This window comes from uncultured Thiothrix sp., from assembly GCF_937873765.1.
Lineage (GTDB): Bacteria > Pseudomonadota > Gammaproteobacteria > Thiotrichales > Thiotrichaceae > Thiolinea.
Window position 1 is genome coordinate 83497 of the sequence record NZ_CALMZC010000002.1, and the last position, 12013, is coordinate 95509.

General features: G+C 45.8%; 10 protein-coding genes and 1 CRISPR repeat array. Of the genes, 5 read left to right on the forward strand and 5 right to left on the reverse strand.

The annotated features are described in order from the left end of the window. Positions 1–19: 19 nt before the first annotated feature. Positions 20–1387 (reverse strand): DUF3999 family protein, encoded by a 1368-nt coding sequence (locus Q0307_RS00740; RefSeq protein WP_298655002.1) that lies wholly within the window; start codon positions 1385–1387, stop codon positions 20–22. Then, positions 1377–4100, reverse strand: coding sequence for a DUF2339 domain-containing protein (locus Q0307_RS00745; protein ID WP_298655004.1), 2724 nt, complete (start codon positions 4098–4100; stop codon positions 1377–1379). Before Q0307_RS00745 ends, Q0307_RS00740 begins: the two co-directional genes overlap by 11 nt. 232 nt (positions 4101–4332) lie before the next feature. Here Q0307_RS00745 and Q0307_RS00750 point away from each other — a divergent pair, with 232 nt between their 5' ends. Genes Q0307_RS00750 through rlmJ form a run of 3 tightly spaced genes read left to right on the forward strand, consistent with a single transcriptional unit; the run spans position 4333 to position 6412 of the window. Beyond that, the gene (locus Q0307_RS00750) at positions 4333–4956 is read left to right on the forward strand and encodes an arylesterase (protein WP_298655007.1); all 624 of its coding nucleotides are present in this window, start codon (positions 4333–4335) and stop codon (positions 4954–4956) included. Continuing rightward, the gene (locus Q0307_RS00755) at positions 4956–5522 is read left to right on the forward strand and encodes a thermonuclease family protein (protein ID WP_298655008.1); all 567 of its coding nucleotides are present in this window, start codon (positions 4956–4958) and stop codon (positions 5520–5522) included. The genes Q0307_RS00750 and Q0307_RS00755 overlap by 1 nt, the downstream gene beginning before the upstream one ends. 32 nt (positions 5523–5554) lie before the next feature. Then, entirely contained in the window at positions 5555–6412 is an 858-nt protein-coding gene (gene rlmJ / locus Q0307_RS00760) for a 23S rRNA (adenine(2030)-N(6))-methyltransferase RlmJ (protein WP_298655012.1), read from the forward strand. A 26-nt stretch (positions 6413–6438) separates the two neighbouring features. Here rlmJ and Q0307_RS00765 read toward each other — a convergent pair whose 3' ends face one another. Next, complete coding sequence (locus Q0307_RS00765; protein ID WP_366936729.1) at positions 6439–7737, reverse strand: AAA family ATPase; 1299 nt, start codon at positions 7735–7737, stop codon at positions 6439–6441. A 192-nt stretch (positions 7738–7929) separates the two neighbouring features. On the opposite strand from Q0307_RS00765, the gene Q0307_RS00770 reads away from it, so the two are divergent. Both Q0307_RS00770 and Q0307_RS00775 read left to right on the forward strand, forming a co-directional pair. Next, complete coding sequence (locus Q0307_RS00770; protein ID WP_298655015.1) at positions 7930–8181, forward strand: UPF0175 family protein; 252 nt, start codon at positions 7930–7932, stop codon at positions 8179–8181. Further along, positions 8174–8662 carry a DUF3368 domain-containing protein gene (locus Q0307_RS00775; protein WP_298655018.1) on the forward strand — a complete coding sequence of 163 codons (489 nt, stop codon included), beginning with the start codon at positions 8174–8176 and terminating at the stop codon, positions 8660–8662. Before Q0307_RS00770 ends, Q0307_RS00775 begins: the two co-directional genes overlap by 8 nt. Before the next feature lie 214 nt (positions 8663–8876). Further along, a CRISPR array of direct repeats spans positions 8877–9326; the repeat unit is 36 nt; unit sequence GTCGTAGTCCCGCCTTTAACCAGCAGGCTCTCCAAC. A 395-nt stretch (positions 9327–9721) separates the two neighbouring features. Here the strand turns inward: Q0307_RS00775 and csx28 are convergent. Together csx28 and cas13b are read right to left on the reverse strand one after the other, a co-directional pair. Further along, positions 9722–10300, reverse strand: a complete 579-nt coding sequence (csx28, locus tag Q0307_RS00780) for a CRISPR-associated protein Csx28 (RefSeq protein WP_298655021.1) — start codon at positions 10298–10300, stop codon at positions 9722–9724. Positions 10301–10312: 12 nt separating this feature from the next. Next, positions 10313–12013: type VI-B CRISPR-associated RNA-guided ribonuclease Cas13b (gene cas13b, locus Q0307_RS00785; RefSeq protein ID WP_298655024.1), on the reverse strand; the 1701-nt coding region annotated here is incomplete at its 5' end.

A 12013-nucleotide genomic window follows, 5' to 3' on the forward strand; every position in this document is an offset into this window, starting at 1 on the left:
TGGCTAGTGTTCGTTTCAATTAGGCTGTTTTGTTCAAATCTCGCCATAAATTACGCGCCATCCATAGCAAAAGTATGACCGCTGCCATTAGCACAACCCATAACATATAGGGTAACCACTGTCTGTAGGAAACTGGCTGCTCTAAGGGTTTCAAAACCTGCTCAGTACTCACCTCCACGCTAGTTAGACCAAAGCGTTGCGCTGCCAAGACATCCGTATCATCGAAAGGGAGCGTTACGGCTTCAACACGATCTCGACTTCCATAGACTAAGCGAAAAGGGCCTTTACCCTGAGCGATAAATCTGATTTCCAAAGGCTGCCAAGCAAACTCAACCACGACTTTACTCGCCGATAAAGGCTTAGGCTGAGTAAAAGTCCAGAGCCATTCTATTGAATGATCACCATACCAAGCATAAGGACTCGGCAAACTTTGACTAGGTGCACGCAACTCACCTAACTCTGAACTTAAGCGATAGTCCAAGAAACTCACTGCAGTATCATACTTCGCATTGGCGCCATAGCGAGCATCTGGATACCGACTTTGTAGCTGCCCTGCATATAAGTCACCGGGCTGATCTAAACGCATCCGCCAATATTTCACTGGTAAAGATGGAGGCATTTGATAGGTAAATTGTTGTGGATCAGCCGTGCTTGTTAAACTCACTGCTTGCCATGCAATTCGTTGCATAGCTTGCTCAGGTGCTAAGCCACTCACACTCTGCAGAGCGCTTAGCAAAGGTGCAAAATCATTATCACCTGATAAGCGCAGAAAGCGCGACTTGATGGGTTGATCAAACTCGAGTCTACGATTTTCAACTAAAACTGCTTGCTCTTTTAAAATATATGGCAAGCGTTTAGTACTTACCGGCTGCCAAGTTTGCAAATTATCACTAGTCTCCACCTTAAGATTTTTCGGTAGCCATTGGCTGAGCTGTTGGCTATCCCAACTGAGATTGAGGCTTTGCAAATTAAAAAGTTGCCCTGCAACTTCTGAGTTTTGGATGATTAAATACGGCCGATCCGTGAGCGCCAATTGCTCCAATTTAGGTTTATGCGTCGTTGGCTCTAATTGTAAAAGCACGCCTACTTGCCTTGGATCATCACCTCGGAAGAAATTTAATGAGCGTTCTTCTGGTTGTAGTTGCAGATCGCCGATTGGACTCACCCGTGAAGGTAGCACTTGATTATCCGCATTCCTCACTTGCAAATCTGCTTGATTCGCTTGTAATAAATTCGCTAACACGAACCAAGGCAGCTCAGCACGTCGATAAGTCCCATTTGCTTCGCTCAGAGACGCCTCATAATGAAACTCCGGTTCAGCAGCTACGCTCAGCAAGGGTAAACAAACTAAGCCCAACATTAAGCTTTTTAAACACTTATTTAACATGAACAGTCTCCTGATGGGCAGGCGGCAAAGGCGCTAAATAGCCTATAAACAGCAACAAGACACCCACACCGATAAACGAAATAATGCGCTCCACCGTATCGGAGGAAGCAAAATCAATCAGGAATAATTTCAAGACCACCGCGCCTAGCAACACAGCGCCCGCACTCCATAACACCCGCTTACCTGTCCGATTGCCCCGCCAAGTCAGCAACAAACCAGAAATACCCCAGACTAGAGCCAGTGTAGTTTGCGTAATCGGGTTAATGAGTAAATCAGGGAATTCCCAAGCCAAGCCATACCAATGATGCAAGGCGCGCAAGATCGTTACATTTAGCCATGCGAAGCCAATGAAAATTAAGCTATAACGCAGCAGCATTGAGTTTTGTAAGTGCCCTAAGTGCTGCCAATGCTTAACTAAACTGACCAGCACTAAAGCCATCCATAAGGTAAGCATATCTAAAGGATTTAGGACAGGTAACCACGTTAAAGGATCGACACTTCCAGCATGAACTAAGCTCGTTAAGAACCACCAAGCTACTAAAACAAATAAAGGTAAAGCGACGCTGTAGAATAAACTAGTTTGTGAATTAAACGGCCAAATCGGCGCTTTTAAAATTAGTCCAATCATGCCTAAGGCAATGATGGGTAAAGCCGCTACACTCCAAGCACTTTGCCAAGTGAAATAGTCACTAAGTAAAACTTGTACCTGATTAGTCAGTAAGAACACTAACACCCACAAGCTGAAACTATGCGCTATCTTCAGCCAAGTTGGGAACCAAGCTTGCCGCTCTAGACGGCCTAACAAGCTGTACCAAACCCCAAAAAACACGAGCCAAACTACAAATTCATAGTGGGCGAAAATAGGGTTTTGCTTACCCAAGCTGATAAACAACGCCAACAGCATTAACAACATCGGCAAGGGTAAGACCCAACTGAGTAAAGACCAATACTGTCTTGTCGTGAGCCACAATAGCCCACAGGCAATCGCCGCATACAGCAAGTGCCAGTGCAAAGCATAATCAAACTCACCCCAAATCACTTGGATTTCAAAGCTAATGCAATGCATCACCAAGGCACTAATCAATAAGCTCATCGCTAAACCCGTTTCAAAACTCCGTTTGCCAATAAACTCATTCGACAACAAGCGGCTCGACACTAACATAGCTAGGGCAATCAAACTGCTAGCAATAAAAAAGCCATTCGTAAACGGCTGCATGGAAGCGGTGTCCCAGAAAACCGGATAGCTATGCCAAACACTGCCAAAATTACCCAACAACAAGAGCAAGCTCAGAAACTGCAACAGGACAGCCACTAAGCGTTGAATCAACTGCTGTTGATGAATCCCTAACCATACGATTCCCGCCCCTTCAATCGCCCAAGCAGCGGTTGTAATCGCTGCATTTTGCGCAGCAAACGGAATCGTTAAACTGGCAAAAATAACAGCTAACACTAAAAAGGTTTCAGCGAGTAGTTTCTGCTCCTGTCCATAACGCTTCCAGATGATAAAGGTTAAACCCAGATAAAAAATACTTAGTAGCAAAGTGCTGACTGATAAACCATAGGTGGTCAAGAATGAGCTAGGAATTGTGTCCGCCGCAAATGGCACGAATAAGGCTGCTTGCATACAAAAGCCAATAATGGGTGTACCGAATACCAAACTGCCATCGACTTTATCCTTGAAATTAAAAGGTCGGCGTGTGGCAAACAAAATGGCAATGGCGACATAGAATAAGAAGAATAAAATTAAGAAGCCTTCAGTTGGCCAAAAATCTTCAGGGCGATAACTAAACCAGCCCCAAATTCCAGCAATCACAAACGTGAACACAAAGCCCACTAGATTCAATAAGCGCCAAGACTTAAACCAAGCAATCGCAAAAATCCCCGCATTTAACAGAGCATAGAAACTAAATAAGCCTATGTAATTATTGCTGCCACTGGAGGTTAATAAAGGCGCTAAGAAACCGCCCACGGTCGCAAACACGGCAAGGGGCAAACTATTCTGCAAGACGGCCAACACGGTGGCTGCGATGACAAATACCAGCAAGAGAGCAAAAGCTGCAAAGGATGGCATTAACTGATACAGACTATAAGCACCAAACACCGTCAAATAGAGTAACCCTATCCCTCCCGCCTGCAAGATCAGTCCATACGCCCCCGCCCGTTCACGCAATTTCCAGCCAAAGCCTAATAGCACTAAAGCACCGCTGGCCGCACCCAGCAAACGTAGTTCAACCGGCACAAGATTACGCTGAATCGAATAACGCAGCAGGAACACAACGCCGATAAACAGAATAACTACGCCTAAACGTACAAAGGGATTGCCGCCCAATAACCAATCTTTAGCTTTGGTAAGGATGGAAAAGCTCGGTTGTTTGGGTTCTTCTGTAGGGTCAGTTTGCTTAGACTCTACTAGATAACTAGGCTCAGTATTTACTATGGTTTCAGTTGCAACTGTGGGCACATAAACTTGTAGGGGAACTGCTTCTTGAGGAGCTGCTATCGGTTCTGGCTCGTATAAAGCGGGTTCACTAGCCGTAGGCTCAGCTTGTGCTGGAACATGGTGTTTAATCTGCGTTTCTAGCTGGTGAATACGCAAGCTCAAGCTATACACCCAGCCAAACAGAAAACCTAAAGCTCCGCCGATAAACGGGGAACTCCCTATAAAAGCGGCGAGAAAGGCACCGATGATGAGAAGAAAAATACTGAAAACCATAGTGCTAACCTATCAATAGTTTCAGCCAGTATATGCAAGGCCGCCTAAGCTCGTTCAGTACCGCAGGATAAGTGGCAAGCTATACACCAAACAGTAGCGTAAAATGCTACTTTCCAACGAAAGATTACCACTTCCTTACCTTCAGTAGAGGCTTAATGCCTTTAGCTAAGGCTTCAGGTAGGCTATGGCTTAACTCAACTTGCTCACGAATCTTATGAACTTTTGGAAATTAATGATCACCCTCTTTTTAAGTTTTATGCTGTTTAGCTTTCAACCTGCTTCGGCAATTATGCCTCCTAGCAAAACGACAATTTTAGTCTTCGGTGATAGCCTCAGTGCTGCTTATGGCATTCCAGTGGAAAAGGGGTGGGTTCAGCTTTTACAAGAAAAATTAGGGGAAAACTTTCAGGTTGCCAATGCCAGTATTAGCGGTGAAACCACCAGTGGCGGCTTAAGCCGTTTATTGGCCTCAGTCAGTGCGATTAAGCCGCACTATTTGCTGCTAGAGTTGGGTGCTAATGACGGTCTACAAGGCAAACCCATCAAAGAAATACAAGCTAATCTCGAACAAATGATTAAGCTTGCTACGCAAGAGTCAGTGAAAGTGATTCTGATTGGTATTCACCTGCCCCCTAATTATGGGGCAAGCTATATCGAGCAATTTGATCAGGTCTACAAAGCTTTAGCGGAGCAATATAAGCTGCCTTTTGTGCCCTTTTTATTAGAAGGGGTCGCCACTGATTTTAATTTAATGCAAGCCGACGGCTTACACCCCACGGCTGAAGCCCAACCGAAAATTCTTGAGCATCTTTGGCCAACCTTAGAACCAGTCCTAGTGGATGTGATTAAGAGATAATGAAACTTTCTATACAAGCTATTTTGTTATGCGGTATAGCGAGTCTAATGACGGCTTGTTTGGACACCTTAGAATCACAAAAAGGCTCTTATAAACCGCTACCTAAAGGGGCGCGTATTGCTGAAATGAATGGCTTATTAGCTCAAGCACAGATCGTGCATATTGCGGATGGCGATACGCTCACGGTGCTTGGCTCTGATAAAAAGACGTATAAAATCCGCCTACAAGGTATTGATGCTCCTGAGAAAACTCAGCCTTTCGGACGCGCTTGTAAGGAAGCACTCATACGCTTGACTGATCAGCAAGTGGCTGAAGTCGAAGTTTTCAAGCAAGATCGTTATGGTCGTATCGTAGCGGAAGTGCGCGTAAACGGTAAGGATCTAGCCTTAGAGCAAATCAAAGCCGGTTGTGGCTGGCATTATAAAGCCTATGCACAAGAACAAACTGCCAGTGAGCAAAACTCTTATGCCAAAGCGGAAAAACAAGCACGTGCTGCTGAGCGTGGTTTATGGCAAGATGCTAAACCGATTGCGCCTTGGGATTTCCGCAAGCAACAGCGCCATTAACCTATTTCAACTTAAGCTAGTGAGAAATACTTGTGCTCAGTTACCGCCACGCCTTTCATGCAGGCAATCATGCCGATGTCTTAAAACATGCTAGTTTAAGCCTAGTGCTTGAAAGCTTTAAGCAAAAAGATAAGCCATTTGTGTATTTAGACACGCATGCAGGCGCGGGGATTTATGATTTGGATAGTGATTGGGCGCGCAAAACCCGCGAGTCGAATAGCGGAATTCAGCGCTTATGGCATGAACAAACTAAATGGCCTGAATTAAGCGCTTATTTTCAAATTCTCCAACAATTGAATACCGAACAAGCAGGGCAACAATTTTACCCCGGCTCGCCTGAAGTAGCGCGGCAGCTCTTACGCCCCCAAGATCAACTGATTTTGATGGAATTGCATCCACAAGAAATTGAAGTCTTGCGTGGTAATCTAGCCAAAGACAGCCGTGTGCATATCCATCATCGGGATGGTTTGGAAGGTTTAAGCGCCCTCACACCACCAACTCCCCGCCGAGGCTTAGTGCTGATTGACCCTGCCTATGAACGCCAAGAGGAATACCAGCAAGTGGTACAAGCGGTAAAAAAAGCTTACACCCGCTGGCCTACGGGAACTTATTTGATTTGGTATCCGATGCTCGCTAAAGCGCGGGATCGTAGCTTGCGTTTACTGCATGATTTGCAAGAGAAAAGCAGCTTTAATAGTTTATTAGTCGCTGAACTGAGCGTGGAGGCTCAACATCCCGATTTAGGCATGCATGGCTCCGGCTTAGCGGTGATTAACCCACCTTGGCAATTAGATCAACAGCTTAAGAAGCTCTTACCACGCTTGACTAAAACCTTACAACGAGATGCGCAAGCTAAGTGGCGAGTGGAGTGGTTAATTCAAGCGGCTTGACTTGTATGCGCTGCACCGTTTCCCCGTCACTGACAACCACCCACGCTTGCAAGGCTTGTAGCTTGGCAATTTCGGGTAATTGTAAGACCAGCTTGAAGGGCTAATTCCACCTTAAAATATTGGAAATACAGCTCACGAATGACTTGATTCGGAATACCAAATATTTGTCCGGTTAAAGTCTCGCCTTGCAAACTGACAAAGCCCATATAAGCCAGCAAGCTAATGAAATCATCTCGATCTAAACCTTTTTCCAAATCAAACTTGCGCTGTTGCTGGGCTTCGACCTGCCCGTGCTGAATTAACTCATCTAAAACTTGATAACTCGCCTCCCGATTGCCGATATGGAATAAGGCCATAATCTTGCCATAATCCGAGGCAATATTTTCATCGAGCATCTGTTTGGAGTAACGACAACGTTGACGATCAAAATTCTTTAAAAAATACAGCAGCATATCCGCATTGAATAGCGTTTCATTGGCTTGAGAATTAAACCAATAACCGTCATACCAGTCTGACGCTGTTTGTTGTAGCGACTCAAGCGACAAACCACAGTCATCCGCTAGTGGCTGCAATAAGCTAGCCGCTTCTTGATGGGTAAAACCGATAGCCGCATTAAAATCCGCATGTAAAGATACATTCTCAACAACATTAAACCCGCTCGTGAGGCTATCCAACATCACGGGGGTCACGCCGGTAATAAATAAGCGATCTAAAGCCCCACGCTGGGTTGCCGCTTTCAAGGTTTCATAGAAGCTGCGTACAAAACCACCCTTGCCGACGATACTTTGAAAATGCGTTAGATTATCAGCCAGAATGCTATTGGCGAAATGATCATATTCATCAATCAACAGCAGGAGTTTATTACCACGGACTTGGGTAAAAAACGCCTCCATTTTTTCATGCGGTAACTCACATTGCTGCACTTGCTGAATAGCAGTCCGTGGATAAGCGTAATCTTCCAGAAAACGCTCTAAAGCTAACTGAATTTTAGTGGTAAACGCACGGTAAATATCTTCAGCACTCGTCGTTGCAATTCCACTGAACTCCATAAACAGCACTTGATAGCTATTCTGCAAAGCCGTCGGCTGCTGTCCAATCGCTAACTGTCCGAATAAGGCCGGAAACTCTGCCGCATAACGCTGATCGTAGTAATACTCCAGCATGGAAATAAATAAGCTCTTGCCAAACCGTCGGGGCCGCAGCAACAGCAAATAATTACCCTGCTCTTCAAGCGCTGGGATATACGCGGTCTTATCCACATAGGTATAGCCTTCGCTAATGACTTTGCGGAAATTACTTAAACCGTAGGGGATTTTGAGCTTCATAGGCGGTGATAGGCTAATCAGTTGGGATGGCTAGAGTTTAGCATGTATAGGGAACGCGAGAAGGAGCGCATACGCTCTACTGAAAAATGATACCTTTGTCAGTTGCACTAGTCTTTGTAGCTAGGCATAAAAGATTGCAAGCTTACTTAGCTAGGCTAAACTTATGGGCACTATTCTATTAGGAAAAGCACCATGCACTGTTTATCCATACCTTATGCTGATGATTTATTGGTTAGGTCGGGCAAAGCACCCCGCGAGTTAGAAGAAGAATTACGCTTTTTACTGGCACTTAAGTTGTTTGAGTTGCATCGTCTGTCACTGGGTAAGGCGGCTGAATTCTGTGGGATGGCAAAGCTGAAGTTCATGTTTGAATTAGGGCGTTTGGGTGTTCCCGTAGTCAATTTGCAGGATGACCAAATCACTGATGAGTTGCAGGATGATTAGGCCAGCCATCGTTGCGGACAGTGGCCCCTTGATTTCACTCGCTATTATTGAGCAACTGGATTTATTAAGGCAATTGTATCAACGGGTTTTAGTTCCACCTGCGGTATGGCATGAGGTGACAGTTAAAGGTTTGGGGATGCCGGGCGCACAGGCTGTTGCGCAATTATCTTGGCTGGAAATACGCAAGCCAGAACCACAAGTACTCCAGCCGCTATCCATCTTGGTTGATCCGGGTGAGGCAGAGGCGATTGCATTGGCACAAACTATAACCGACAGTATTGTACTATTAGATGATTCGCAGGCTCGACGGGTAGCAGAACGCTTTCATATTCCGCGTATTGGGACGTTGGGCATTTTGCGTAAGGCAAAAAAACACGGGTTAATTATTGCAATAAGACCTTATATTGAGTATCTAAGGGCAAATAATATTTATATGGCTAATAATTTAGTGGAAGCTGTGTTGCAGGATGTTGGGGAGTAACTTGACACCCTGAGTCATTTATTTCGCCTGTATTTTCAAAGAAGCCTAAATAGGCTTCACTAACTCACGCTTGGTGGACTCTTCACAATAACCTTCTAAAGTTACTGTTCCAACGATAACTCTATATGTCTTGTATATGTCTTGGAACATAGGTTTGGCTTTTCTTTGTTAATTCTCCACACCCATAGCTACCGCTAATTACAGGTGTACTTAAGTCGTAGTCCCGCCTTTAACCAGCAGGCTCTCCAACGCAGATGCCAGTGAGTGGAGCATGTGTAGACTCGTCGTAGTCCCGCCTTTAACCAGCAGGCTCTCCAACAGCGACATCTCTCCAACATCACCAAAAAGTATGGTCGTAGTCCCGCCTTTAACCAGCAGGCTCTCCAACCGGCGCAATCGCCTGCGCTCTTAATAAAGGGAAGTCGTAGTCCCGCCTTTAACCAGCAGGCTCTCCAACGGCGATGGTTTGAAACACAGCGCGAATTAGTTGTCGTAGTCCCGCCTTTAACCAGCAGGCTCTCCAACAATCCAATTTTGCAGCCACATACCCACGTATAAAGTCGTAGTCCCGCCTTTAACCAGCAGGCTCTCCAACAGCGACATCTCTCCAACATCACCAAAAAGTATGGTCGTAGTCCCGCCTTTAACCAGCAGGCTCTCCAACGTTTACCACCTTCCGCCCATTGCTCAATATCCACCCGCCTCCACTTTGGTTGTTTACCAACATCACCAAAAAGTATGGTCGTAGTCCCGCCTTTAACCAGCAGGCTCTCCAACCTAGTCCCCTAATCCTCTCTAGGGCATTTAATTAGGGTCGTAGTCCCGCCTTTAACCAGCAGGCTCTCCAACGGTGGGCGATAAGTATTAATATTCACTAAAAAGAAGTCGTAGTCCCGCCTTTAACCAGCAGGCTCTCCAACGGCTCGTATCTGAAAGACTTTTATAATCATATAATTACAAAGACCCTTAGCAGAGAATACGGGTGAGAAAAAGTTACCATGGTTAAAATTCAACCAAAGCCCTTTCAATTGCCTAATACTTATACGAAACACTACCCGCCTACACCTCCAAAGCTCGATACCGTTGTTCAATTTCCATACGTAATTGTCGATTTAAGTCTGCATATAAAGCCTTCAATTTCTCCACTTGCTCAGGTTTATTAATCAGCGTTAAACCCTCGGCTGAGGCCTGAGCGGTCTTAGGATGCGAGAAATAAAACCCAGCAACAACCGCCCGATAAGCATACAACAAATCCCGTACCTGCTCAGAAATGAATAAACCAGCATGTTGTTGATAAAACACCGTACTCAGTTCCTGCAACAAAAAGCGCTCTAAATTAGCATAATGATAAAAATACTGTGTCACCCCACCGGCCTTATTATCCTTAGTCCAGTGCAGGATCGCCTTATCGCTTTTCTTATCACTCATATACGCCAACAAGGTCCAAACTGCCTCTAACGCTGCAATCTCACGGCGCAAACGGTCGGTACGAATCACCGTGTTATGCACTTGGCGGCTTTGCTTAGTGGCAAAAACATAAGCCAACACGGCTGCCACCACCACCCCACAGAACCCCAATGCGCCTACGGTTAAATCTGCTAACTCACCAGCTTCCAACTGAATACCCCATAAGTCCATGACTGCTCTCCTTTACTGTAAATAACGCAACCAAGCTCGGCTTAAACCTTCCAATTGTGCATACAAACGCTCCGCTACTTTACGATGATTCGCCGGATTCACCGGCACAGGCTCGGCACGCACTGCCTGCACAAGCTGCGGAAACTCCGTGGCTAGCGGATACTGATTATGCGCAAACGCATTGCGAATCAAACGAAACTGATTGAAAGCAGCTAATTCAAACCCTGCTAAATGCGCCGCCTGCTGTTGTTGATGCTGATATAAAGCCTGTAAAAAATCCCCATACCGACCACCCCCAAACTCAGGGTTTTGCTTAAACTCAGCAGCGTCACGTTTAGGAATAGCCCCTAGCTTCTGGCTAATTCGAGTTTCTACCTCATGTACGCGCCGCATCAACTGCACCCGCACGCGTTGATAACTCATTAACTCAGCACGAATCTCCTCATGGTGTAGCTCTAACTCTGGATAATAGCCACCATTCTCCACCAATAATCCCTGTAAACGCCGATCACGCACCAATACCCGCAAACCGCCCCAATCACGCAGCTTACAAGCCGGATGAACTAAAGCACGTGCTAGATAGCGGATAGAAGTGGCAGGTTTTTTGGGTAAAGGAATATCTAAGAATTGGCGCAGTGGTGTATTTAACAAGGTATGCTCCAAACCCTGTAAACCCCAATTAGGACGCGCACTCGCATCGGCTAAGGTTAAACGCTCCAAATACTGCTGTGCATACAAATACAACAGGCGATCCTGTGCCATCGCATGCCGAATTTGTAGCTCATCTTGTTGATAAGCTTTCAGTAAGGCACTGAGTTTTTCGCGTTTAGCTAAGGTAGTTTCACTCTGTGGCGGTTTGCCAAACGCAGGCTTAGTGTCCAGCAGCCATGTACGTAAATCCGTGATGAGCTGCTGGCGCTCAGCTTCAGAACGATAATGCTTTTGCTTTTCTGCAAATTGCTGAGTACGCCGATCCAACCAAGTATCCAGCAAACCATGCCGCCGTGGGTAACTATACATCGCCTGCACCTGTTGCCCTTGCCCCGCCAAATAGCGTTTGAGCAACCAAGTGATCGAGGGTGGAATACTGACACTACCCTTGGTTTTCGTATACTGCACAGAGCCTTCGCGCTCTAAATCCGCTGCCTCTAACTGCAAAGCCTTAGCCACTAAATTCAAGATCGGGCGATACAAAAAATGATCCGGCACGGGTAAGGGTTGCTTGAGTCGCTGCCCATCCCATAATTCAGCACACCAATTATCGAAACTGGCGGCTTGCCGCAAACCCAACCAAGCAGGCAATTGATTCAGCGACCACTGCTTGGGCTTGGCTAAATAATCTTGAATAAAGCGTCGTCTTGCCTGCAAATAAGCCTCATAAAAACTAATCAAGCCTTGGTATTTATCAGCTCGCGTCGCCAGCCCTAAACGCCCTAAAAAGGGATGGGCTAGCGCCCCCGACAAGAAGCCACAATCCGCTAATAAATCTGCAATTTTCGGTGGCTCTTCGACATGTGCTCCATAATAAGCCAAGGTCTTCTGCAAAATTTGATAGTGCTGGCTATTGAGTTTGCCACCATCAGGCTTGCTGGCATCACTTGGCTGAAAGCGCAAAAAATCTTCCGCTAAAAAATCACCAATCGGCCCACATTTCAAAATTTGGTCATGCACCAGAGGAGTTGAAGAGCCACTAAAGCGGTAGTAACTTAAGCG

Bases quoted from the DNA above. Each gene is read 5' to 3' on its own strand.
- csx28 (WP_298655021.1), bottom strand. From the start codon at position 10,300: ATGGACTTATGGGGTATTCAGTTGGAAGCTGGTGAGTTAGCAGATTTA.
- Q0307_RS00755 (WP_298655008.1), top strand. From the start codon at position 4,956: ATGAAACTTTCTATACAAGCTATTTTGTTATGCGGTATAGCGAGTCTA.
- Q0307_RS00775 (WP_298655018.1), top strand. From the start codon at position 8,174: ATGATTAGGCCAGCCATCGTTGCGGACAGTGGCCCCTTGATTTCACTC.
- Q0307_RS00770 (WP_298655015.1), top strand. From the start codon at position 7,930: ATGCACTGTTTATCCATACCTTATGCTGATGATTTATTGGTTAGGTCG.
- Q0307_RS00765 (WP_366936729.1), bottom strand. From the start codon at position 7,737: ATGAAGCTCAAAATCCCCTACGGTTTAAGTAATTTCCGCAAAGTCATT.
- Q0307_RS00750 (WP_298655007.1), top strand. From the start codon at position 4,333: ATGATCACCCTCTTTTTAAGTTTTATGCTGTTTAGCTTTCAACCTGCT.
- Q0307_RS00740 (WP_298655002.1), bottom strand. From the start codon at position 1,387: ATGTTAAATAAGTGTTTAAAAAGCTTAATGTTGGGCTTAGTTTGTTTA.
- Q0307_RS00745 (WP_298655004.1), bottom strand. From the start codon at position 4,100: ATGGTTTTCAGTATTTTTCTTCTCATCATCGGTGCCTTTCTCGCCGCT.